Origin of the sequence: Prevotella heparinolytica (assembly GCF_004342845.1) — a bacterium.
In the GTDB taxonomy this organism is placed as follows: Bacteria; Bacteroidota; Bacteroidia; order Bacteroidales; family Bacteroidaceae; genus Bacteroides; species Bacteroides heparinolyticus.
The window spans coordinates 29,259-53,628 of sequence record NZ_SLXB01000010.1 but is presented as its reverse complement, the minus strand read 5'-3'; the positions used below and the strand labels follow the sequence as shown (position 1 = coordinate 53,628).

General features: G+C 44.1%; 25 protein-coding genes. 6 read left to right on the top strand and 19 right to left on the bottom strand.

Annotation, left to right across the window (positions count from 1 at the left end):
- The first annotated feature begins 29 nt into the window (after nucleotides 1-29).
- From EV202_RS06815 to EV202_RS06805, 3 genes are read left to right on the top strand one after another with little or no spacing between them, the layout of a single operon-like run.
- Nucleotides 30-1,175 carry a PKD-like domain-containing protein gene (locus tag EV202_RS06815; protein ID WP_131926301.1) on the top strand — a complete coding sequence of 382 codons (1,146 nt, stop codon included), beginning with the start codon at nucleotides 30-32 and terminating at the stop codon, nucleotides 1,173-1,175.
- Between the two features lie 55 nt (nucleotides 1,176-1,230).
- Nucleotides 1,231-2,325, top strand: a complete 1,095-nt coding sequence (locus tag EV202_RS06810; protein ID WP_131926299.1) for a DUF4465 domain-containing protein — start codon at nucleotides 1,231-1,233, stop codon at nucleotides 2,323-2,325.
- A gap of 1 nt (nucleotide 2,326) precedes the next feature.
- On the top strand, nucleotides 2,327-3,610 hold the full coding sequence (locus EV202_RS06805) for a cell surface protein (protein WP_131926297.1): 1,284 nt from the start codon (nucleotides 2,327-2,329) through the stop codon (nucleotides 3,608-3,610).
- Nucleotides 3,611-4,034: 424 nt separating this feature from the next.
- Here the strand turns inward: EV202_RS06805 and EV202_RS06800 are convergent, their stop codons facing one another.
- The 15 genes from EV202_RS06800 to EV202_RS06730 all read right to left on the bottom strand — a co-directional run bounded on the left by EV202_RS06800 (nucleotide 4,035) and on the right by EV202_RS06730 (nucleotide 17,416).
- Nucleotides 4,035-4,814, bottom strand: coding sequence for a DUF3987 domain-containing protein (locus EV202_RS06800; RefSeq protein WP_234878254.1), 780 nt, complete (start codon nucleotides 4,812-4,814; stop codon nucleotides 4,035-4,037).
- Nucleotides 4,815-4,818: 4 nt separating this feature from the next.
- Nucleotides 4,819-5,190, bottom strand: coding sequence for a helix-turn-helix domain-containing protein (locus EV202_RS06795; protein ID WP_131926295.1), 372 nt, complete (start codon nucleotides 5,188-5,190; stop codon nucleotides 4,819-4,821).
- Nucleotides 5,191-5,300: 110 nt separating this feature from the next.
- On the bottom strand, nucleotides 5,301-6,068 hold the full coding sequence (locus tag EV202_RS06790; protein ID WP_131926293.1) for a hypothetical protein: 768 nt from the start codon (nucleotides 6,066-6,068) through the stop codon (nucleotides 5,301-5,303).
- Nucleotides 6,069-6,549: 481 nt separating this feature from the next.
- Nucleotides 6,550-7,344, bottom strand: a complete 795-nt coding sequence (locus EV202_RS06785) for a class I SAM-dependent methyltransferase (RefSeq protein ID WP_131926291.1) — start codon at nucleotides 7,342-7,344, stop codon at nucleotides 6,550-6,552.
- A 76-nt stretch (nucleotides 7,345-7,420) separates the two neighbouring features.
- The gene (locus tag EV202_RS06780; RefSeq protein WP_131926289.1) at nucleotides 7,421-7,969 is read right to left on the bottom strand and encodes an outer membrane beta-barrel protein; all 549 of its coding nucleotides are present in this window, start codon (nucleotides 7,967-7,969) and stop codon (nucleotides 7,421-7,423) included.
- Between the two features lie 35 nt (nucleotides 7,970-8,004).
- Nucleotides 8,005-9,111, bottom strand: a complete 1,107-nt coding sequence (locus tag EV202_RS06775; protein WP_131926287.1) for an RNA polymerase sigma factor — start codon at nucleotides 9,109-9,111, stop codon at nucleotides 8,005-8,007.
- A 286-nt stretch (nucleotides 9,112-9,397) separates the two neighbouring features.
- Entirely contained in the window at nucleotides 9,398-10,327 is a 930-nt protein-coding gene (locus EV202_RS06770; RefSeq protein ID WP_131926285.1) for an acyltransferase family protein, read from the bottom strand.
- 53 nt (nucleotides 10,328-10,380) lie between these two features.
- A complete protein-coding gene (locus EV202_RS06765) occupies nucleotides 10,381-10,713 on the bottom strand; it encodes a helix-turn-helix domain-containing protein (protein WP_131926283.1) in 333 nt (110 codons plus the stop codon).
- Between the two features lie 4 nt (nucleotides 10,714-10,717).
- The gene (locus EV202_RS06760; RefSeq protein WP_131926281.1) at nucleotides 10,718-11,062 is read right to left on the bottom strand and encodes a type II toxin-antitoxin system RelE/ParE family toxin; all 345 of its coding nucleotides are present in this window, start codon (nucleotides 11,060-11,062) and stop codon (nucleotides 10,718-10,720) included.
- Nucleotides 11,063-11,640: 578 nt separating this feature from the next.
- Nucleotides 11,641-13,674 (bottom strand): MobV family relaxase, encoded by a 2,034-nt coding sequence (gene mobV, locus EV202_RS06755; protein WP_131926279.1) that lies wholly within the window; start codon nucleotides 13,672-13,674, stop codon nucleotides 11,641-11,643.
- A 189-nt stretch (nucleotides 13,675-13,863) separates the two neighbouring features.
- Nucleotides 13,864-14,886, bottom strand: a complete 1,023-nt coding sequence (locus EV202_RS06750; RefSeq protein ID WP_131926277.1) for a DUF6371 domain-containing protein — start codon at nucleotides 14,884-14,886, stop codon at nucleotides 13,864-13,866.
- A gap of 131 nt (nucleotides 14,887-15,017) precedes the next feature.
- Entirely contained in the window at nucleotides 15,018-15,614 is a 597-nt protein-coding gene (locus EV202_RS06745; RefSeq protein WP_234878253.1) for a DUF3987 domain-containing protein, read from the bottom strand.
- Between the two features lie 51 nt (nucleotides 15,615-15,665).
- Nucleotides 15,666-15,977: a DUF4834 family protein gene (locus EV202_RS06740; protein ID WP_131926275.1), complete on the bottom strand. Its 312-nt coding sequence runs from the start codon at nucleotides 15,975-15,977 to the stop codon at nucleotides 15,666-15,668.
- Nucleotides 15,978-16,010: 33 nt separating this feature from the next.
- On the bottom strand, nucleotides 16,011-16,718 hold the full coding sequence (pssA, locus tag EV202_RS06735; RefSeq protein ID WP_131926273.1) for a CDP-diacylglycerol--serine O-phosphatidyltransferase: 708 nt from the start codon (nucleotides 16,716-16,718) through the stop codon (nucleotides 16,011-16,013).
- A gap of 11 nt (nucleotides 16,719-16,729) precedes the next feature.
- Nucleotides 16,730-17,416: a phosphatidylserine decarboxylase family protein gene (locus EV202_RS06730; protein ID WP_106069204.1), complete on the bottom strand. Its 687-nt coding sequence runs from the start codon at nucleotides 17,414-17,416 to the stop codon at nucleotides 16,730-16,732.
- Between the two features lie 169 nt (nucleotides 17,417-17,585).
- Between EV202_RS06730 and dnaE the strand changes: the two genes are divergently transcribed.
- From dnaE to EV202_RS06715, 3 genes are all read left to right on the top strand, one after another.
- Nucleotides 17,586-21,383, top strand: a complete 3,798-nt coding sequence (dnaE, locus tag EV202_RS06725) for a DNA polymerase III subunit alpha (protein ID WP_131926271.1) — start codon at nucleotides 17,586-17,588, stop codon at nucleotides 21,381-21,383.
- Between the two features lie 171 nt (nucleotides 21,384-21,554).
- Nucleotides 21,555-21,869, top strand: coding sequence for a thioredoxin (gene trxA / locus EV202_RS06720; protein ID WP_106069202.1), 315 nt, complete (start codon nucleotides 21,555-21,557; stop codon nucleotides 21,867-21,869).
- 39 nt (nucleotides 21,870-21,908) lie between these two features.
- Nucleotides 21,909-22,241, top strand: a complete 333-nt coding sequence (locus tag EV202_RS06715) for a hypothetical protein (RefSeq protein WP_125239944.1) — start codon at nucleotides 21,909-21,911, stop codon at nucleotides 22,239-22,241.
- 124 nt (nucleotides 22,242-22,365) lie between these two features.
- Here EV202_RS06715 and EV202_RS06710 read toward each other — a convergent pair whose 3' ends face one another.
- The 4 genes from EV202_RS06710 to EV202_RS06695 are packed head-to-tail and all read right to left on the bottom strand — an operon-like array spanning nucleotide 22,366 to nucleotide 24,346.
- Nucleotides 22,366-22,584: an immunity 17 family protein gene (locus EV202_RS06710; protein WP_131926341.1), complete on the bottom strand. Its 219-nt coding sequence runs from the start codon at nucleotides 22,582-22,584 to the stop codon at nucleotides 22,366-22,368.
- A complete protein-coding gene (tsaE, locus tag EV202_RS06705) occupies nucleotides 22,584-23,009 on the bottom strand; it encodes a tRNA (adenosine(37)-N6)-threonylcarbamoyltransferase complex ATPase subunit type 1 TsaE (protein WP_106070497.1) in 426 nt (141 codons plus the stop codon). The genes EV202_RS06710 and tsaE overlap by 1 nt, the downstream gene beginning before the upstream one ends.
- A 26-nt stretch (nucleotides 23,010-23,035) precedes the next feature.
- Complete coding sequence (locus tag EV202_RS06700) at nucleotides 23,036-23,881, bottom strand: metal ABC transporter permease (protein WP_106069200.1); 846 nt, start codon at nucleotides 23,879-23,881, stop codon at nucleotides 23,036-23,038.
- A 36-nt stretch (nucleotides 23,882-23,917) separates the two neighbouring features.
- Nucleotides 23,918-24,346, bottom strand: coding sequence for a phospholipase (locus EV202_RS06695; RefSeq protein ID WP_125239945.1), 429 nt, complete (start codon nucleotides 24,344-24,346; stop codon nucleotides 23,918-23,920).
- Nucleotides 24,347-24,370: the final 24 nt, after the last annotated feature.

The window sequence follows — 24,370 nt, the reverse complement described above, 5'->3', positions numbered from 1 at the left end:
ATATTACTCATTTAAACATTTTAGCACGTATGAAGAAGTTAATGAATTTAGGCTGTGCAATGTGCATTATTGCTTTCGCATTCACAGCGTGTAGCAAGGATGATCCGGAGCCTCTGACTATCGGTTTGCAGGCACAGTATGAAACGCCCAACTGCAAGGTACTGGATATTAAGCCGACGATTGCCAACGGCACGGCCGCCAAGTACAAATGGAGCTGTGGAGACTCTATCTACAGCACGGATGACGTCTTTACCTTTATCACAGCAGAAGTGGGAAAGAAAGACTTCGTGCTCACCGTGACCGATGCCGAAGAGAAGGTTTACACCGCCAATTTCGCCATTAATGTGACGGACGGTGGATATAAGAATATACAGACATCCGTTATAGAATACGACCCGGCACCATATAACTCTATCAATACCTATGTGATTAAGAATAGGAACAAAACTACGGTGATGAAGGAACTGAACGATATGCTGAAAGAGGGTGGAAAGTTTAAGGATATTGCCTTGGAGTATGAATCTCGCAATGGCCTTCCGATAGGCTGTATGGGCGGTTCTGCCGTACTGGGGTTCGACCACACGATTGTCAATGTGCCGGGTGAAGACGATTTCAAAATAGGTGCGGAGGTAGATCCCGGTATGGCAGGCGTGGTGTACGTGGCCTACGATAAGAATAAAAATGGCCTGCCCGATGAGGACGAGTGGTATGAACTGAAAGGCGAACGTTATGGCACAAAGTATGATACTCCGAATGCATATACCAAATATTTTGCCCCTCATGATTTTAATAAAGAACGTAAGATATTGAGGTACAATATTGAAGACGGTTTCGGGAAAAGCGGTACTATAAGGGGCAGAAATCCATTTCCCGGATATGACGATCAAGGCAATTATATGGAGGGATCGGGGTGGAGAAAACCGCCATTTACCCTCTACTATAAGGCAGTAGGTGCCAATGAAGACCACTGGGGATATCTCTGTAAGTTGCCGGGAAGAGATAACATGTTCAATATTGAAAATGCGGTTGATGAAAAGGGTAACGGCGTGCACCTACTTGGTATCGATTTCGTAAAGGTCGTTTCTGGCGGTCGATTTGTAGGAAATTTGAGAGCGAATGGGGTGTTGGTATATGACGTATACGATTGTCATCTTTCCTCAACAGCTTCTCATTAGGTATATTCCGGTCATTTTAAATGGCCTATTATTAATCGTTTAAATCTTTAATTTTATGAGAACAAAATTGTTTGCATTGAGTGTAATGGTATTAGCCTTTGCAGGTTGCCAAAACACAGAGTGGGAAAACGATTCAACAATCGTTAACCAAAGTACAAAAGAAGTAAAGGCCTTGATAAACAGGCCTGTGGTAATGGAAGCCCCTGTCAAGGGTGCCGATTCGTATGCGTGGTTCCGGAACGGAAAGTTGGTTTCTACGGATTCCGAATACACTTTCCGGGAAGAGAAGTCAGGAATGTACGATGTGGTGTTGGAAACCTCTAAGCGTGGCGTGCAGAGCAGGGTTACTTATACAGTGACCAACTCTATCAGCCTTAGTTCGGAACTGAATCAGTTTGTGCTGAATTCCGGTAACGGCATTCAGCCTCCCGGGCAGACGGGCTACTATTGGAATCAGACTTATACCAATACGAAGTTCCACGAGACTCCTCATTTCACTTTCTCGCACACGGGTACTAATTCCGGTTATGGATATTGGGACGGGTTCACCGTTTCCAATGTGTACGACAGTTCTAACTTCGGTACTTATACGACGGATACCATCCATTCGGGTTCCGTTAATTGGATTGCCCACCAATGGGGATGTATGGACAGGAATAACAGCAATACCAACTTCATGTTGGGCTATTGGGGGTATTACGGCAAGGATATTCAGAGTTTCCCTATCGACCCTGAAAACATTCCTTATCCTACCGCTTTCACTGAAACCGGCTTCTCGAACTGGATTAAGTTAGGGGACGGCAATACCAATTATACCGTACAACGTATAAAAATCACTAACAGTCCGTGGGCTTACTACGGTTGCAAGGAAGGTGACGGATTCGCCACGCCATTCAACAGTCCTTCCGACTATCTCCGCTTGTTGGTTTTCCCTGTCTATGCGTCAGGTGTTATTGGAAGTCCTGAGGTAATTGAGCTTGCTGGATTTGATTCTAATGGATTTTGGGGAACTAATTCTTGGGCTTTTTCCGAAGAATTAGGTTTCAGTAATGTCAGATACCTGCTCTTCCAGATGCGTTCGTCCGATTCGGGGCAGTATGGCATGAATACCGCAGCGTATTTCTGCTTGAACGATATTGAGATGCTTTGATATGTTGAATAGAGGTTATAAACAGACTAAGTTCCTAATGCCGCTTGTTGCGGCATTAGGTTTGTCCGTCTTTTCTTCGTGCAGCCCGGACGAGGATATGAGCCCGATTGTCATAGAGAAGTCGGAGTCGGCGAAATTCTATGCAAAGAGTGAATTCACGACAAAAGAAGCGGTGGACGGCAAACGCGTGTGGAGAGTGGAGAGCGCGCCCGAGGCGGCCAACTATATCTTGCAGGATACGACGGAAAGCACGGTGTGCTTCATCCCCATCACCGCAGGAGACTATAAGCTGTCTTTGAATGCGATGAAAGACGGACGGGAGTATAAGGAACTGTACACCGTAAGTGTGGAGGCTCCTGAAAAAGAGCCGTCGCCTTACATCGCAAAGATTTTCGACATTCTCCCCGCTCCGGGTCAGTTCACCAATCAACTGCCGTTGTATCGGCCCGATGGCGAGGAATGGGCGAGATGGACCGACTACATGAAATGGACGGAGCGCAGCTTGGTGGGAAAGGCGAAGGGCGAGCTTATCAGCTTGGGCGGATTCGGCGGTTACATCGTCTTCGGATTCGACCATACCATCTTGAATGTGGCCGGGTTGCGCGATTTCCGTGTGGATGGCAACGCCTTCTTCGCCGCCGCCAACCCTAACCCAAACGCACCGAAGAAAGGTGGCAGTTGCGAACCCGGCATCATCGAGGTGGCCTATGACAAGAACAAGAACGGCAAACCCGATGACGAGTGGTACGAGATTGCGGGCAGCGAATACAATAACCCCAAGGCCATCCGCAACTACGAAATCACTTATTACCGTCCCGAAACGGAAGAAAAAGACGCTGACTACGACCCTGAAAAGACGTTTATCACCATCAAGAAGTACATCCGTTGGGAAGACAATCAGGGCAATAGCGGCTATTTGGAAAAGAACACGTGGCACAACCAGTCCTACTATCCCGGCTGGGTGAAAGAGGACAAGCTGACTTTCCGTGGCACACGCCTGCCCGATAATGCCGTGGAAGAGAGCGGCGAGGGAAAGTATTGGGTGCAGTATTGCTTCGACTATGGATATGTGGACAACCTGCCCAACGGCATGGCCGACAATGCTGTGGACATCGACTGGGCGGTGGACAAGGACGGCAAGAAGGTGCATCTGCCGGGCATCGACTTCGTGCGCGTTTATTGCGCCATGCGGCAAGAGTGCGGATGGCTGGGCGAGACTTCCACCGAGATACAGGGAGCCACCGACCTCCATCTGAGCGGCAAGCGCATCACTACCCGTCCCTGAACGGGCTGCTGTTTTTAAGATTTTGTTCTCATGAATGCCCGGCATTATTTTTATCCGGGCGCAATATATATAATAAGGTGTAAAAGGAGATGCGCCAACCGCCTCCGCAAAGGCGTGCACTCCCTCTCTATGGAGAGGCGTGCAACGTCCCTGCGGAGGGGCCGGCGCATCTTCCGTAGAGAAGCCGGCGGTCCCGCCATAGTGAGGCAGCCGATGTCACTATAGTGAGGCGACCAACGTCACTATAGTGAGGCAGCCGACGTCACCGTAGTGAGACGACCGACGTCACCGCAGTGAGGCAACCAACGTCACCGCAGTGAGACGACCGACGTCACCGCAGTGAGGCCGCCGGGCTCGCCGTAGCGGGATTTCAGGGGGCTGATTGATGTGATGCGAAAAGCCTTTGAGGAGTATCCGCAGTCTCTTAGAGTTCTTTCAAGCATGGGCATGTAATCAGAAAACGGTCAAGAAAACCATTCTTCTTGAATCCCATATCATAAAGTTCATGCACAATACCAGTCTGGATAGTTCCTACAATCTGTATGCAAGGATAGTCAATGCGTAAAGGACAATCAAGATTACAACGAGATACATCTACAGGCAAGCCATTGTGAGCCGACAGCATCTGTTGTACAAAAGCACTGTTGTTGTATCGGTTGATGGTGTTGAACAGCCCCATTATCTCATCCACCACAACTGCCACACCTCTGAGGTTGGCATCGTGATTGCGCATCAGAATCTCTGGCGTGAAGTCATTCATGATATTCTTATGCAGGACTGGTACAGGAGGTAACGATTCCCATTCCGTCCGTTTTTTGCCCTTGTTTCTCTCCACAATGGCTGCATACTCATTCTTTAGAGCCTTGAACTTATGGTGCTCCTCAGTATCAATGTCGTGCAACGGCTTGTAGGCAAAGTTCAAAGGTGGAGTCTTGCCGACTCCTGGTCTGCCAACAAGAATGACATATAGAATAGGTGAAGTAATCCAATTGCCTTTAATCCGGATATAGCAGGAGTTGCCGACGGCTGCTGCCATAGCGGATATTAGGGAAGTGACAGTGAACTCAATGGAATAGTTTTCCGTCCTTGCCAAATCAAGAATCATCTGCTGCATCTTCTGGGGGAATACGTCAAGCGGAATGCCAGAAGTGGCTACGCCCGAAGCCTCCGAGCGTAGCTTGTTACAAATTTCAAGCGCATCCATGACATTACCAGTTTAAGGGTTTCGGCTTGCGCTTGTTTCCTGCAAGTATGGCTGCGTTCTCTTCCTCTGCTGTAAGAGGTACAGGATTCTTGCGGTTAGTCTCCAGCCACTTGTCAAGTTCATCTTGATAAAGGCAGTAACGCTTGCCTGGCTTGGTGGCAGGAATGCTGCCGTTGCCAAGTTTCATGTAGAGAGTTGCCATCGGCATTTTTAGATATGCCGATGCCTCCTCCACACTCATAGGTATGTGCGTATTAGCCTTGTGTGGCTTGTTCTGTGTTTGCAGACTGATGATCATCTGCTTCATGCCCACCACTTCGTCCCGAAGCTGGGCAACGACCATTGGAAGGTCGTTGAAAGTCAATTCCTTTGTCATGTATTAGTAATTTTGAAAAAACTGGGACAAAGGAACAGAATGATGCTTTCGTTACTCCCATTCGTGACAGTCATTTGTCATTCACGAAAGAATAACTCTAACAATGGGGATTATTCGGGAGTTTCCTCCGTCACATCATGAAAATCATGTCTACCATTAACTGGCTCATCAATCGGAATGATATCATTGGAACATGGGGCTTTCAGGTTCTTCAATGTGCTGTAGTCCAAGCCTTCAAACGGCTTTGGGAACAAAGCCTTGATAAAGGATATTCGCATTGCCATTGTGTAATCACGTTTACCCAAACGCTCTGCGATATTCCACACGAAGTGCCTTAAAGGGATATTCTCAACCGTCTCCTTGAAACGGTTTATTGCTGTCGGGGTATAGTTGGTGTCGTTGCTCCATTCCTTGACAGCCTCAATTACCTTGTACAAATCTTCCTCATAAAGGAAACGTGACATTGTACGATGCACATAGTCAAGTACGGTTCTTGTTCGCTTATCCTTTTCCTCCTGTGCTTCTTTATCTTGTGCCTCTACACACTTGGCATAGTCTTCATGGCTGTATTTTACATACAGTGTTTGTGGTAAGTTTTGCATTGGCTGTTCTTGTTCTGTTGCTGACTCTGCTTCTACAACGTTTTTCTTTGTCTTGCCGTTGCTACCAATGGTCATCAGTTCGTAGGGACAATTCACCATGGAAATGAATATTGCCCAAAGCAGGATGTTGCTTCCAACAAAGATGATTGACTTGACAAACAGACTTTGGTGAAAGTCATTGCCTACATACATCGCCACGACAAGAGAGATGGCGAGAATTGCTGTACCAACAAAAGCGTATATGGTACAATCTGATGTTGTCTTGTTTTCTATCATTATCGTATTCGTTTTATTGTTATTCGTTCAAAAACTTCCACAAAGTTAATAATGTATCTATTACAAGTTGATTATCAGTATTATACACTCTAAACGGTAGAAAAGTGACTGTATGGATTCTATATAGATACGAAATGTGTTACATTTAACGTCTTTAACTTTCGCTTACATTAAAAACTACCAAATAGTGTTTGGATGGGAACGTTTCAACCGAACTCAAAATGTGATAAACAAGTTATCCAATGATATTTTAGAGGGGTAGGGTTGAAACGACTTCCCTTAAAGGATGTGATTCCCAATCATCCCCTTTTGTTCTATAAGAACCAATAGAAATGTAGCCTATCATAATGTTTTCCTACATTTTTATACAAGTAGAAAAGCAGATTCCAATACTGATTTTTGGAGTCTGCTTTTCCGAAATGGTTAAGTATATCTTATTTATTGTTTCATAGATTTAATGGTTGCCTAAAGAACGTAAGTTCTATTTATGGCTTATGTTCAATATATACCAACATGAAGTGGTGAAGAAATTTCTGATATACTTCAGCTTCCAGATCCAATGTGGCAAGAGCCGTGGGGTAAGGTGGAACTTCTGTTTGTAATGTGGGTTGATGAACCAAAGTTTTTGATCTATTACCGAGAAGCCACATTGATGTATGAGTCTTTCAAACAACTCTATACTTGTTCGGCATTCTTTTATGCTCATAAGTTCATTCATAGTTCCTTTCTCTTCATTGCATGTTTTTAGCAACAACTTGTATAAAGGGTTTGGCAGCAAGTGAATGAATGGAAGATGTGAGCAAAGTTTGCTTCTGCAAATCTGTTGATGTCCTCCAAAAGGCATTTGCCATGCTGGGAATCCGACAAACAACACACCAGTTGGTTTCATAAACTTTCTTATGTGTGCAAGAAATGGCTCTTTTGTCGGAACGTGTTCTATCACGTCGTGTAATAGTATCACATCATATTTATCCCCTTCATTAGACGGAACAGGATATTGCATGAAATCACAGCATGCAAATGTAGCATGATTGCTGATCCCTGAAAAGTACGCTTTGGCATCCTTAATTCTGCATTCGGCAATATCTATACCAGTTACATTGCAGCCTAATTGTGCAAAGGGAACTAAGTTTCCTCCTTCACCGCAGCCAACCTCCAAGATTCTACTCTTTGGTGTCAGTTCCGTAAAATCTGACAAGTAGCCGATGTAAAACTCTTTAGATGTTATCTCCAAGTCACGGAAATACATCTTTCTGTCTGTATGTCTTTTTTGCATGTATCTTATTTTTTTGACTTTTCTGTATATATAGATACAGATCATTCATAAAGACTGCATGCAAATTGATACTTTCTTACCAAGAGAGCCTAATACCGAAAGGCACAGTCAATGTAAATGGACGTTCTGTCCAAGTATTCTTGACTTCGCTGCCATTCGGAATGTACCAATTCAGCGTTGGCTCAACAAACAATGTCAGCTTTGGTGCAAATTGATATTGTATTCCGATGTTAGTGTTTACAGTCCACTGTATAGAAGGTGTTGTCTTCCAATCCGTTGTATAGCCAGACTTTCCTCCTACTACATAGTCTGCATATGTCTTTCCAGACAATGGTATCTGAATGCTTGCTCCTGCAGAACCGTAAGCAGACAGTCTCTTGTACCTCATGAATTGGTACGAGAACTTGACAGGGATACCGATGTAATGCAACTTTTGTTTCTTGTCAACACGGTAATTGCCAGTACCCAAAGTAAAATATGACTTCAAGTAAGAGTATTCGATTCCTGTTTCTAAACTCCAATGCTTTCCTATGCTCTTGTTCACAGCCAATCCTAATATTATAGGTTTGTCATGATGTTCTGCCTCTTCAATTTTGCCCTTGTTGTTATCGGCAATATCCATCATTGCTATATTTTCCGCCGTTGGGTCGGTTGGAGTTATTATTGTAGATATTCAGAATACTCTTCCCATGTAGTAAAACTATTTTTTGAAGGTTGTTCACTCGTAATATCATCACCGCTACTTGTTATAATCTTATAAACATTTTGCGCAAGAGTAGTACCCAAAGAACCTGCGGCGAGCAACTGCCATTTACTTTTCTTGTGTGTTCCTAAATCATCTGCAATCCAATTTTTCTCTTTTGGAATAGGGACATAAACAGAATCTTTTGTGATGATACTATCTTGCTCGTTATATACCAAAAATTGTTGGCTTTCCTGTAAAGAATCTGTTATTTCGACTATGACATTTTGACCTGTCTTAATAGAATCACCATTAGTGACTACTGTGTTCTTTCCATGTTGAACACTTCGATAATTAGAGCACAAAATAGCGTTTTGCGCTCTACAAACAGAAACATTAGGCTTCTTTTGTATAGGCGTAATGCCTTCATTAGGCTTTCGAGTTCGAACTATATTCACATCATTTTCTGAAACTAATTTTTTCTTTGCTGTAAAATATCTATATACAGGGATGACTATCAACGCCAACACGATGATAAGCATAGCTCTTGGAGACAATATGTTTCGCAACATTGCCTTTGCCCTTGACAATTGCGAGGAAGAACTATGTGGAGTAATATCAAGTAATTCGCTGATTTCTTGATGGGACAGGTCATCCAAAACAGACATATTGAATATTTTCTTATACCCTTCAGGCAAACTGTCTATTGCTGACATAATTTCCTCATACGAAATTGATTGCTTGGAAGTGTTGCCATCTTCCAATACGGTACTAAATTCTTCCTCTACATCAGACAAGGAAATGAAATCGTATCTCTTACCTTTCTCCTGATATTTCAATACGAGGTTAGTGGTGATACTTGTAAGCCATTGACTAAACCTATGAGTCTTCTTCAAGTCTTTCAATGAAACAAACGCAAGTATAAAAGCATCTTGGACAAGGTCGTCAACGACAGCCTTGTCCTCTCTAAGAATATTGATGCATATCCCTTTCATCTTAGGATAATACATTTGGTATAATGTGCTGAAAGCGTCAGCGTCACCTTGTTTCGCTTTTTCTACTAATGTTGTTATATTTGAAGCCATGAGCGAATTGTTTCGTACTATCTATCTTGATATAGATACACAAACGGCTTGATGACTGCATAAAGTTTAGTTAAAGAATGTAAACGTATATGTTGTTTTTAGGCAATGTTATACTTGCATTCTCATTTTGGGAACATTTCAAGTGACCAACAAGCAACAAGTATTGGGTATCAATGCAATAACATCACTCTTATACAATCCCACCAAGATTGCACATGATTGCAAATATACCTTGTATCATTGTCCATTCTCAAATTCTACCTGTTTTATGTTATCATTGATATGATTAGCGTAAGAACCTTTCTCTCGCAAAAATATAAGACAGGTGACATCTGTCAAGGATTGCAGCAATAGCAATACTTCCGATTATGCTAACGACAATAGTGAAGACCGTATGTACCCCCCCCGAATTATCAAAATGGAATAGTGGCAATGCTAACTTGCCTCCCATTGTGAATATTGGATGAAATAGGTATATAGGAAGTGTGTTTCTTCCGATATATCCTATAATTCCCAAGACCTTCTTGTTATTGATACTCTGTATGAGTTTTGGAACGAAAGAAAGGAATGACAATGCTAATATTGTAACCGCTAAAAAGTTCCAATTTTTATAGTTTGGGAAACTTGCTATTGCTATGAAAGGCAGAATACTCCACAACGATGGTTTTATAATTTCATCAAGACGTTTTTCAGATAGACGCAAACAGACACCAGTGAAATAAAAAGCTGCATTCGTAGAATTAAGAACTGGAGTGTATTGTGAGACTAACATAAGAAATGTGGCAAATAAGCACAATTTGCTCATTATGCTCCATTTGCCAACCCAATTGAATGTCAAATAATATATTACCCCGCATATAGCCATTGTGTGCAAGAACCAATACGGACCAATAGAAGTAACAAATATCGTATTAAGAATTATAGGTATTGTAAATTCGTTTAACCCATCTCTTACTGGTAGTAATGTTGATACAAAAGCATAACTGGTAACCATTATTATATAAGGTATGAGAATCTTCATGGTGTAAGACGCAAATTCCTTATACGTTTTTCTGATGTTTACCAAATAGCCAGTAATCAACAAAAATGCTTGCATGAAAAAGAAGTTTATAAAGTTTTTCACGTCAGGGTATAGTGTACTGAAATTCACGATGTGTATCATCACGACCATGCAGATAAGTACACATCTTTGATAATCTATATTGTTGTATTTCATCTTTCTTAGAGGGTATGATGATATAATATTTCAGGGCTTATTTGTTAATTATCTTACCACAACGCAATCTTGCCTGCAATACCCAAATCAAGAGTGGCTGTTGCGATACCCAAAGCTTGGAATACACGACTCATTGTTGGCAATGTGATAACACTTGCACCTTTCTCCAACTTTGAAATTTGAGCACGCTGCACACCGATACGTTCACCAAGTTGTTCTTGCGTGAGGTTTTGTGCCAATCGAGCCTTGCGTATGGCTTCGCCTACAATATAGGCGTTCACATCTTCTTTGAGTTTAGTTTCCATTGCTTCACGCTCTGGTGTACCTCTTTTACCCCAAAGTTTATCTTTCATATTGTCTGCAGGTATCAATTTCATCTGTGCCATAATGCTATTTTTTTTTATTATTAAAGTACTCTTTTCTTATGTCTTCTGCTTTGGCAATTTCCTTTAGTGGTGTCTTCTGAGTTTTCTTGACAATGCCATGTGTGGCAATAACCAAAGTCTCTTCCTCAGTATCCCAAAAGGAGAAAAGCCTGTAGCATATACCATTGTAGAGAGTTCGAAACTCCCATATCTCGGTATTCTCCAGTTTCTTGAAGATGTCAACTTTCATCACTCCTTCCTCAACCTTGAAGATGTTGTAGTATATCTTCTGCTGAGCTTTGAATGGCTGCGCATCCAAAAATGCTTGTGCTTCTTCAGTCAACACCACTTTTAGCTTGTTGATGCCCATTTTGTTTTGAATTATGGTACAAAGATAATGCTTTGTTTCCAAACAGCGATACAAAATTCAGTTTTTCATCAAATCAGACCTCATTTTTAACACTCTCACGACTTGATAGTATCAGATACGCAACTTATTCACTCTTTTATTTCCCTAAATTTGGAAATTCAAAAATAGGGAAGAAAATATGGATGTGAAAAGATGCGGAGAATACGAACAACATCCGTAATATCTTGCATTTTTAAGTTGTCCACTATTAAAATGCGTTCACCGTCATTCGTTCATAAATATGTTAATCAAATCTTAATTTCGTGTTAACAAGTCCTTATCGTCCGATTCCACTTTTGAAGCCTTTTTAATATCCTTAAACATACCCTCTTTTAGCACATTCAAACTCACCATTAAAATATGTTTTGGGGAACATCATACTTGCTCTACATCAATCATTTATTGATTATCAAGCACTTAAACATAATCTTATGTTGTTCAGAGGAGATAAATGCGTTTATGTCTCCTTGATTAACAATCATAAGAACTTGCTTTGCCTAATTTCAAACAAAGCAAGTTCTTATACTCATTATTTTAACTTATAGTGAGAAGCCTCTTGACTTTTTTCTTAGAACCGCACCCAATCCCACTTTTTGTGTTCCGTCCCAATTTGTAAGTTGGTCAGCACAGCCATTGGAGCCACCAAGCGAAACATATGTGTCAGCGCTGCATGACATGTGGTCAACAAAAGCGAGAAAGGTGTCAAAGGCGTTGTCTGTGAATTGGACTTCATTCGTGGTGAATAGTTTTGTCCAACTGGTGACACATTCTTGCTTGAAGTCTGTAAAACCATCCCACGACATACCAGATAAGAACCTTTTTGCTGCCGATTCTATACAGGCTTTAGAGTCCAATCCAATATTATGCTTTACTGCAGATGCCATGATGCCATAGTATATCGAAGCCGATTCTTTATCATTGAAGTTGACTCTGTCTGTCTTGGCAAAGGAAGATAATGCTTTATGCCCCTCTCTGATAAACTTATCAAGCACTCCTATGTATCTATTTTGCCGAGCTAAACTTTCACGTTTGGCTTCAGCTTCTTGTCGTGCCTTTTCTTTTGCATTTTTCTCCTTACGTGCTTCCACTCGTCTCCATGCGTCAGTCATTTCTGGCTCTTGCCAAATGGCATTCCAACGAGCCTTCAAATCATTGTACATTTCCATAAGTGTAGTATTATAACTTTTGGCACTGGTGAGTTCTTCCTTTGCATAGACAAGTTGAGTAGTCACTCGCTCCACAGCCTTCTCATCAAGTTGAGAGATGTGTTGTTTGACTTTGTTGTTTTCTGCCTTTAGCGCATCATTCTCGGCACGAAGCGACTTGTTCTCCTCTATCTGCTTATTGAGGTTCTGCATATAGTAAGTGTACGTCTTGTTGACAGACTTGCGTACATCTTCATTCTGCTTGTCACGTTCTGCATTGATGGCTACTACAAAGGCTTTGATAGCTGCGTTGATGTTGTTTACACGCTCCTCACGCCACGCCTTTTGTCCTATAAGCGTAGGAATTGGGATGGCAAGTTCTTTATTTACGGCATTCATCACTTCTTGAACAGGAGCCTTGATGTTGAGAAAAGGAATGGTCAGCTCCTTCTTGTCGATTGTGGCAAGCACTGCATATTTCTCCACCTTGTCAAGAGCGACTTTCGCCTGACGTTCCGCTTCAAGTACTACCTTGTTCTTATGCTTGCGTCCTCGTTTCTCTTCCTCTGAAAGTTCATCATAGGAGAAGCCTCTTGCCAAGCCATACTTATGACCGACATTGTTGTAATAGTCAGTATGCAGTTGGGAAAGGTATTGTGATTTGTCCTTTGCTCGCTCTCCCCACACTTTGGCATAAGAGACCCTTTCAACAACATCCTTTGCCGCTTCCGATTTTGTGTAGTTGTCACGTTCTTCTTTTGGAAGTGCTCTCCATTCCTTTGTAGAGAGAACCTTTTCTGGATTATCCTTGTGAATGTACTTGCTTCCGATGCGCCCACGTTTCCTTACTTGTTCAACAGGCACGGTCTGCACATGGGCATGGATGCTTGTCTCGTCACAATGCACATCAAAGCCGATGACATTCTCTTCTCCCCATTTCTCACATGCAAAGCGGTAGGTGTCCAATGCCCAGTCATAGATGCCTTTTTGTAATGTCACATTGCTGTGGTCAGCATTTGGATCTGACGTGTTGAGCTTCTGTTCACCAAAGGCAAGCCTGTTAAGCACATCATGGTCACCACTGAAGATGATGCCGACAGTGCAGTTCGGACTGTTCCTTGAAACTTGGTCGGGACGCTTGGCATCCATATATGGCTTGAAACCAAGTTCATCAAGTCTGTGCTGCAAGCGTTCATGCAACGGCACAGACTGGGAACCAAGAGACACTATCTTTCCACCCTTGACTATCTCAAAGTTGAGTCTCTTGCGTGAATAGTTATAATGGTTGTTCTTATCTATGTCTGCGTTTTTTAGTTGGTAACGCTTCTCGTCCCAACCTCTGCGTTCCGCCTCGTTACCCACTTGGGACGAGAACGTTTTTTTGTCTGTGCCTACATGGATGGCGGCACGTGGTATGTTTCTTTCCATAAGAATCCTGTTTGAGTTTGTAACATTGTTATAGTATAACTGGTGACAGGTCTCGGGCGGAGCCTAAGCATAATAGAAGGACTTTTTAAGTGAACAGCGTCAGCAAGTGAATCTAAAAGTCCCTATTATGTTTAGGACTTTTGTGAAAGTCCGTCACGCAAGCGTACTCGCAGATTCTTACCCACTCTGCTATGACTCTTCCACCAACACCAACCCGAGGCTGTCTATCAGATGTTGGAGTGGCGGATGTTTCTTTATCAGCCTTTGTAGCGCCATCTGTGGCGTTTCCGTCATCAGCAGGAAGTCGGCAATGTCAAGACCATTGGTCTTTTGTTCATCGGTGGCATTGTCTTCCAAGATGTTGCTGACAAGAACTTGCTTGCATATTGATTGCAGCAACGGAAGTTTGCTTTTCCACTTATCCGTTGCCCCAAGGTCTGGAACCAAAACAACCTCCCGACCGCTTAGGACTTCGACAGCATCTTTATTGAAACATCCGTTCATGCCTCCAGTAGCCAACCATACGAAATCAGACATGAAGTGTGTGGCAATGATGGCTGTCTTTTCGCTCTCCACGATGGCTATTGTCTTGGTCGTGGTTTTATCTGTCAACAGATGTTTGCCAAAGAAGCACTGTCGAAGTGTAAAGTCTGGCAGTTTCTGTTCCGAGTGTACCCAAGTCACCAGGCTGAGAGGTTCCTTGATGCGGTGTCCTGTATTGTCATCATACTTCATTATCTTGCCAGTGCGCACATTCCCATTGACATCTATCTGCCAGAAGATAGTTGAACCTCCCCATTTTTTTGAAGTGCCAACCTTGTACAGAGCAAACAGACGCTCTGTTTCCTCCCTGCCAAAGACCGTTGAAATGTATCGGTACAAAGGATTGACAGAATAGCCATGCAGTGTTTGCTCCATCAACTTATTCTCAATGAAAGTTGGAAGAGTTTTCTCTTTCCTGCACTCTATGATTGGTGTTTTATATCTCCAATCATCATTGCTGTTGGCATCGGGATTGTCCTTGAAATAATCAGATGGAGAATAATGGTAGCCACAACTCTGCTCATGGTCACATCGCCCCACGTTGTCGGGAAATGTAATGTGTCCTTGCTCGTCAATATATCTGGCAAAACAACGCTTGCGCCCACATTGAGGGCAAGTATAACGGTTGCCCACCTTGTATTTCTGTAGATGGAATCTATACTCACTCATAAGGCTCTGCACTTGTTGCACCTTGCACTTTCTGCACTTTTGCACTTTTTTGGCACAAAATACAGCATCTTTTGTGCAAGAGTGCAAGAAGTGCAAAGTGCAAACGGTGCAAACGGTGCAAGGTGGTAGTTCTACTTCTGTACTTTCTCATAATTGCCTTGCTTGTCTTTGATGATAAAATTTCTCTGACAGAAGTCTTTGAGCATATACATGACAGTACGTCTTGCAAAACCAAAATCAGCTCCAGCCTTTACTGCTTCAGCGGTGATGAACTTGTTTCCCAACGAGTCAAGTACCTGTTTCTTCACGGGGTCGGTAGCCTCGGTTGAAACGAGGTCATCCATCCTTTTGTATGACTTTTCAAAGTAATCGCTCATCCGTATGGCTGAATTCACGGACTCCGCATCAACAAAATCCTTGTGAGACTCATCACAAGCCCATCGGAACAGTTGGAATATCAAGGCAAGCCGAGCAGTGTTCAAAGGAACTTTTGCAGCACGTGAGTCTATCATTTTTTCATCCGTAATGGCATTCTGCCGTTCTATGTCCTCATTCTGCCAATCATAGAATATGTCAATGGCTTCATCAGAGAAGTCAAGAACATTGAAGATGCCTTCCGTAAAAGGAATAGCCACAGCCTTGTCTATAATCTCTTTCCATACACGGAATGGTCTTTCAAAGATTGCAGCATCTTGTTTTGGAACCTTAACCCAAGGAGCAATCTTCAAACCTTTTGGGCATGTATCGTGAAATCATGTCGGCCCATACGGAGGATATGGCTATTCTTCGATTTCCTCAAAGTCTACGTATTCGCCTTCATCTTTGGAGAAAAGTTTCTTGTGTCTCGGGCGCGAGTCTTCTTCCTCGGATTGTGCCTCTTCTTGACGGGCGTCGTTTGCCTGTCGGTTGCCGTAACCGGAATGACTGCCGGTGCGGTAATTCTTTCCTTTATTTTGATAAGTGCCGTATGCGGAAGATGAACGCCGCCCGCCCAATCCTAATATGCTTCGTATCACGCTTCCGATAATGCTAAGCCCGATAAGTACGATAGCGATAACGATGATAAAGAGAAAAACTAAAAAGTGAAGCATGGATTAATGTTTTTTACTGTACCAAAGATTTGTTTATCTACTTTTCTTCGTAACAAGTGACAACAGTATATACCAGACAATAATGACAGAAAAACTGCAAACTCCCATAAAGAGGAGAAGAGGAATGCAGACAATCAGGAAGACGAAGCTGACTTTGTTGTCTTTCCATGACAAATTCTTAAACTTCAAAGAGAACATCGGAATCTCCGAAACCAGCAGCCAAGAGAATATTGCGACCAATAACAACAGACAGAGGGGATAAAAACTTTCGCTTGTCAGCCAACTATGGCCGCCTGCTGCCAGCGAAGCCCAGAATAAAGCATTGGCAGGTACGGGAAGTCCGACAAAGGAGCTTGTCTGGCGGGTGTCATTGTTGAACTTGGCCAGCCGCAATGCCGAGAATACGGCCGGCAGGAATGCAAGGTAGGGGAAATAGGCAGCCGCTCCCTGCATTACATCGGGATAGCTCATTTCTTTGAATAAAGAAAAAATAATCAAGGAAGGGGCAACTCCGAAACTTATGTCGTCCGCCAAAGAATCCAAGTCTTTTCCGATGGCAGAGTGTGCATTCAGCACGCGTGCCATCATGCCGTCGAAGAAGTCGAATACGGCACTGAGGATGATGAAACCGAGTGCCGCTTCGTATCGGGCCTCGAATGCCATGACGCATGCAATGCACCCGGAGAACAGGTTCAGGCAGGTCAGGGTATTGGGAATGTGACGGGTGATGCGGTTTGCCATTACGGTTTTTATTATTTAAGTTTGGCTATCACGGTCTGATTGCCGGTAGTCAGTTGTCCCAGTTTTACGAATACTTCAGTGCCCAACGGCAGGAATACATCCACGCGCGAACCGAATTTGATGAAACCCATGTGCTCGTCGATGTAGCACTCTTCGCCCGGTTCGGCATACGTAACAATGCGGCGTGCCATGGCTCCCGCTATCTGGCGTGCCATAACCTCCACCCCTTCAGGTGTCTCTATCACCACGGTAGAACGTTCGTTGTCGGTGCTGGCTTTGGGTAGCCATGCTTTCATGAATTTTCCGTTCTGATGCCATACTTTTTTTACGGTGCCGTCTACCGGATACCAGTTGGCATGTACATTGACAAGGCTCATAAATATGGATACCATGATGCGGCGATCATGAAAATATTCGTTTTCTTCTACCTCTTCCACCACTACGACTTTACCATCGGCAGGGGCTACAACCACTTTCTCTGTCTCTTTTCCGAACAAGCGGATGGGGCAACGGAAAAAGTTTACCAATATTCCATATACGATGAGGCTGATAACTGCCACTGCGTAGAAAGGGATCTTGCATTCCAATCCGAAGTAAAGGGCTGCATTGACTGCTAATATTAAAGTCAGGCTGCCTGCCAATGTATGTGTGCCTTCACGGTGTATGCGTATCTTTTTTAATCTTTTTAATCGACTCATGTATATCGTTTTTACTGTTTTGATTGAAATTGCTTGCAAAAATAGGTTTATTTTGAAAATCTAACAAGGATTTAAACGGAGAAATGAGGATGTTGATAACTTTTTGGGGAATATTTTTGTCAGGTGTGGCAGAGGTTGTAATTTTAGGCTCTCAACAGAAAGGAAAGATATGCAAGATTTTGTTCATTTACATGTGCACACTCAATATTCTCTTTTAGATGGCCAGGCCAGCGTCAGTCGTTTGGTGGATAAGGCCATGAAAGACGGTATGAAGGGAATTGCCGTAACCGATCACGGAAATATGTTCGGCATTAAGGAATTTATCAATTATGTCAACAAGAAGAATAGTGGTCCCAAAGGGGAAATAAAAGACCTCAAAAAACAGATTGCCGGCATTGAAAGCGGGAATGTTGCATGTGACGACAAGGAGGCGGAGCTTGCTCGTTGCCGTGCCGGAATTGCCGAGGCCGAAAGCAGACTTTTCAAGCCTATCGTAGGTTGTGAGATGTATGTGGCTCGCCGCACTATGGACAAAAAGGAAGGGAAGCAAGACCAAAGCGGTTATCACTTGGTGGTATTGGCAAAGAACGAAAAAGGCTATCATAACCTGATAAAGCTCGTTTCACATGCTTGGACGAGGGGGTATTACATGCGTCCGCGCACAGACCGTAGCGAGTTGGAAAAATATCACGAAGGACTGATTATCAGTACAGCCTGTCTTGGTGGAGAGGTGCCTAAAAGAATAACCAATGACCGGATAGAGGAAGCCGAAGAAGCCATACGGTGGTATAAAAATATATTTGGCGATGATTATTATCTGGAACTCCAACGGCATAAAGCCACTGTTCCGCGTGCCAACCATGAAGCTTATCCGTTGCAGCAGAAGGTCAATGCCAAGATTCTGGAACTTGCCAAGAAATATGATGTAAAGGTTATTTGTACCAACGACGTACATTTTGTAGACGAAGAAAATGCAGAGGCGCACGACCGCTTGATTTGCTTGAGTACGGGTAAGGATTTGGACGATCCCACCCGCATGCTTTATACCAAGCAGGAGTGGATGAAGACAAAGGCTGAGATGAACGCTTTGTTTGCCGATGTGCCTGAGGCTTTGTCCAATACGTTGGAGATCTTGGACAAGGTGGAGTATTACTCTATCGACCATGCGCCTATCATGCCCACTTTTGCCATCCCGGAGGAGTTCGGGACAGAGGAGGAGTATCGGCGGAAATATACGGAGCAAGATTTATTCGAAGAGTTTACCCGGGATGAAAACGGGAAGACGGTATTGAATGAGGAAAAAGCCAATGCCAAGATTCAGCAGCTGGGCGGTTACGATAAATTGTATCGTATCAAGCTGGAAGCCGACTATTTGGCGAAGTTGGCATTTGACGGTGCAAAGAAGTTGTATGGCGACCCTTTGTCGGACGAGGTGAAAGAGCGTTTGATTTTTGAGTTATATATCATGAAGACGATGGGTTTTCCGGGATACTTCTTGATTGTGCAGGACTTTATCAATGCTGCCCGTACGCAGTTGGGCGTTTCTGTGGGACCGGGACGTGGTTCTGCAGCCGGTTCGGCTGTGGCGTATTGCTTGGGGATTACGAAAATCGACCCGATTCAGTACGACTTGCTGTTCGAGCGTTTCCTGAACCCCGACCGCATTTCTCTACCGGATATCGATGTGGACTTTGATGATGACGGACGTGGCGAGGTGCTTCGGTGGGTGACGGAGAAATATGGGCAAGAGAAAGTGGCTCATATCATTACGTATGGCACGATGGCTACCAAAATGGCCATCAAGGATGTGGCTCGTGTTCAGAAATTGCCTTTGAGCGAGTCCGATCGATTGTGCAAGCTTGTGCCGGACAAAATTCCCGATAAGAAACTTAATCTGCAGAATGCCATTGCGTATGTGCCCGAATTACAGGCTGCCGAAGCATCGCCCGACCCGTTGGTGCGCGATACGATGAAGTATGCCAAGATGCTGGAAGGCAACGTGCGTGGTACGGGCGTACATGCTTGCGGCACTATTATTTGCCGCGATGATATCACGGATTGGGTGCCTGTGAGCACGGCAGACGATAAGGAGACGGGCGAGAAGATGCTTGTTACACAATACGAGGGTTCGGTCATTGAAGATACGGGGTTGATCAAGATGGACTTTTTGGGTTTGAAGACTCTGTCCATCATTAAAGAGGCCGTTGCCAATGTTCGTTTGCATCGCGGGTTGGAAATAGATATAGATAAGGTCTCCATCAACGACCCTGCTACTTATAAGCTCTATTGCGACGGGCGAACCATTGGTACGTTCCAGTTTGAGTCGGCCGGCATGCAGAAGTATCTGCGCGAGTTGCAACCCGGTACGTTTGAAGACTTGATTGCCATGAATGCCCTTTATCGTCCGGGGCCGATGGATTATATTCCGGACTTTATCGACCGTAAGTGGGGACGCAAGCCCATTGAGTACGATATTCCGATCATGGAGAAATACTTGAAAGATACGTATGGCATTACGGTTTATCAGGAGCAGGTCATGCTGCTGTCTCGTTTGTTGGCCGATTTTACCCGTGGTGAATCCGATGCTTTGCGTAAGGCTATGGGTAAGAAATTGCGCGACAAGTTGGATCATATGAAGCCTAAATTCGTATCGGGTGGACAGAAGAACGGACACGACCCGCAAGTGCTTGAGAAAATTTGGGGGGATTGGGAGAAATTCGCTTCCTATGCTTTCAACAAGTCGCATGCCACATGTTATTCATGGGTGGCTTATCAGACTGCTTATCTGAAAGCAAACTATCCGGCAGAATATATGGCTGCTGTCATGAGCCGAAGCTTGTCGAACATAACCGATATCACCAAACTGATGGATGAGTGCAAAGCTATGGGCATCAATACGCTGGGGCCGGATGTGAACGAAAGTAACCTGAAGTTTACGGTCAACAACGAGGGGAATATCCGTTTCGGTCTTGGTGCCGTGAAGGGAGTAGGCGAGGCAGCCGTGCAGAGTATCATGGAAGAACGTGAGAAAAACGGACCTTATAAAGGAATCTTTGATTTTGTACAGCGTGTCAATCTGAACGCTTGTAATAAGAAAAATATCGAATGTTTGGCCTTGGCGGGAGGTTTTGACAGTTTCTCGGAACTGAAACGTGAACAGTATTTTGCGGCAAATTCCAAGGGCGAGGTGTTCATTGAAACGTTGGTGCGCTACGGCAACCGCTATCAGATGGATAAGGCTGCGGCAGCCAATTCGTTGTTCGGTGGTGAGAATGTGGTGGATATTGCTACTCCTGAAATTCCTTTGGCCGAACGTTGGACCGATTTGGAGCGGTTGAACAAGGAGCGTGATTTGGTGGGAATCTATCTCTCTGCACATCCGTTGGATGAATATTCGGTTGTGCTGGAGCATGTTTGTAACACCCGTATGGCGGAATTGGAAGACAAAACAGCGCTTGCCGGACGTGAAATAACGATGGGAGGAATTGTCACCTCGGTTCGTCGTGGCATCAGCAAGAATGGCAATCCTTATGGCATTGCCCGAATCGAGGATTATTCCGGTTCGGCCGAACTTCCATTCTTCGGTAATGACTGGGTGACCTATCAGGGATATCTGGGCGAGCGTACATTCTTGTTTATCAAGGCTCGCTGTCAGCCTAAACAGTGGCGGCAGGATGAGTTGGACTTGAAAATCACCTCGATGGAACTTTTGCCCGATGTAAAGGAAAAACTGATTGAAAAAATAACGATACTCATTCCACTTGGTATGTTGGACAAGGCCTTGATTACCGAGTTGAGCGAACTTACCAAAGAGCGTCCGGGCAGCACGGAACTTTATTTCAAGATAATTGATACAGAAAGTAAGATGGGGGTGGACTTCATCTCCCGGCCTATAAAACTTTCTGTGGGACGTGAACTGATCTCTTACCTGAAAGAAGCGCCCGATCTTGATTTTCGGATTAATTAGAAGCTGTTCGCGTAAAATGTGAGGGGGGTAGTTGATACATAGGTGAAAAAAAGATTGCGTTCATTTCATTCTGCTCTCGGTTTATGTTATCTTTGTTTCATCGATGAAGGAGGATGAATTTACAATTTATAGTGATTTTATAATTAATGGTTGATTTTAATATTAAAAGAAATGGCATTAGTAATTACAGACAGCAATTATCAGGAAATCCTGGCAGAAGGTAAGCCGGTAGTGATTGATTTTTGGGCACCTTGGTGTGGCCCGTGTAAAGTGGTAGGTCCTATTATTGACGAACTGGCTACTGAATACGACGGTAAAGTAGTCATTGGTAAATGCGATGTAGATGAAAGCGGAGAAGTAGCTGCCGAATACGGCATACGCAATATCCCTACGGTTTTATTCTTCAAGGATGGAAAGTTGGTGGACAAGCAGGTGGGGTCTGCTCAGAAATCGGTTTACGTGGCTAAAATAGATGCTTTGTTATAATCGTAAATAAGATGCAATAACCCTTTAAAATATATCAGTATGGGAATGGAAGACGATTTTTTGCAGAATGATCTCGATGATGAAAAGACCATCGAATACATCAAGAACTATTTGCCGCAAGAGTTGAAGGGGAAATTCTCCGACGACGAATTCTATTATTTTCTCGATTTGATTGACGAGTATTATTCCGAAAGCGGCATCCTTGATGCACAGCCTGATGCGGATGGCTACGTCGAAATTGATTTAGGGAAAGTCGTAGACTATATTGTCAAAGAAGCTCATAAAGATGAAGTAGGCGATTACGAGCCGGAAGAGATCCTTTTCATCGTACAGGGTGAAATGGAATACACAGAATCTTTGGGAGAAGAATGATCGGTATTGCAAACAGAAAAACAAAGGAGAGGCGTCAAAGCTTCTCCTTTGTTTTTTTTAGGAGTGTGATTCCGGGGGATTTATCCTTCTTTTAGCATGCGGCTCTCCGGTATTGCACAAACGGTTATTCCACCGGTGGCGTATTCAGGAAGAAGAAGACGGACATTGCGATAAGCAGGATACCCAATGCACCGTAGAACCAGCGGGCTTGCCAACGACCTACATTTTGTACGATGAATTGGGTATTACGGGTTGTAAAGAACCACTCCCAATTCAGTATGGCAGCCAGTAGGGAGGTGATGCCTGCTGCTGCAAAGATTCCCTGAACAATGTATTGGCTTATCATTCCAATTCTTCCATTGTGAGTTTGCGCTCACCATTCTCCACTTCTTCAATGGTTACTTTCACGGCATTTCCCGGCAAGAGTTCCTCTACCAATTCCGGCCATTCGATAAAGCAAAGGGCACCGCTGTAGAAATAGTCTTCATATCCCATATCGTACACCTCTTCCAATTTCTTGATGCGATAGAAATCGAAGTGATAAATCAGTTCACCCGTAGTGTCGGAGCGATATTCATTGACGATGGCAAAAGTGGGCGAGGTGATGACGTCGGAAACGCCCAACTCTTCACATATGGCCTTGATGAAGGTCGTCTTACCGGCTCCCATTTTTCCGTAGAGAGCAAAAACGGTGTTATCGCCCATTGCAGTAATGAATTGGCGGGCTGCTTCATGAATCTGGTCTAATGACTGAATTTTGATTTCCAACATGATTTCCAATTTTGACGATATTATTATTTATGATGTAAGTCGGGATGGCTTCTTAATTTACGCTGTAAAGATAGGCAAAAACTTTTTCCGATTTTGCAAATGGCGTAAATAATGATGGAGAAGAAGATGATGGATGCTCCCGAAGGGACGTTCAGGTAGAATGAAATCATCAGTCCACCCAGACAGCTGATGTAGCCTATACCGATGGAAAGCCAGAGAATGCGATGGAACCGGTGCGAAAAAAGATTGGCTGTCATCTGGGGGATAGTGAGTAGTGAGATGACCAGCACGATGCCTACCATGCGCAGACATGCCACGATGGTGAGTGCTATGAACATCATCAGCAGGTATTCGAACGTTTGCACCGGAATACCTTGCGAACGGGCAAACTCACGGTCGAAAGCTACGTATATGATAGGACGGATATAGAGAGTGAAGAAAAGGGCCAGTACTATGGCTAATCCGCCGAGCAGGGCGATGTCCTCTAATGTAATAGTGAGAATGTTGCCAAAGAGATAGGCCGACAGATCAGGGGCGAATCCGGGCGAAAGAAAAGTGAACATTATGCCCAAGGCCATGCCCAGTGTCCAGAATACGGCAATGGCGGAGTCTTCCCGCATGTCTTTTCGTTTGCTGAGCCACTCTACTCCAAAAGCGGATAGTACGGCGAATAATGCTGCCGACAGAATGGGAGAGATGCCGGTGTAAAGTCCCAGCCCTATGCCTCCGAAGGACGCATGCGTTAATCCACCGCTGATGAACACCAGTCTGCGGGTGACGATGTAAGTCCCAATCAGTCCGCAGGCAATGCTTGCCAGCAGGCTGCCGATGAGGGCGTGTTGGAAAAAGGTGTATTGAAGCAGTTCCATTGTTGTGTCCTTGAGGGTTATGAAATAGGAAAAGCCTCAAGCATGAGGACTGATGCGACGTTCTCCGATGATGAGGAATACCTCATCCTTTAAATTGTCGGGTAGTGCAATGCCCCGCAGTTGGAGGCTGCGCACCCAGCCGGCCACATCGGTATCTTGCATGGTGTAGAATACATCGCGAAATTCGTCCTCTTGCCCTTGGGTGTATTCATCGGGACTGATGCCGATGTATTTGTCCAGCTCCTCATCGTCGTAATACTCTATCTTTTTGCTGACGGCAGCCAACAGGCTGTCGCGTTCGCAGATTTCGTGTTGCCCGCAGCATTCTGCATCTGCTTCCTGCACTTCGGGCATCGCGCTCAGTTCGCCTCTGTCTATTTTCTTTTGCAGGCTCCGGTTGCGTATTATCCCGGCCATAGCAGCAAGAAGGGTGAGAGCAAACAAGCTAATAATCAGTATCCACATGAGTTTCCTTTTTCTTTAAATATC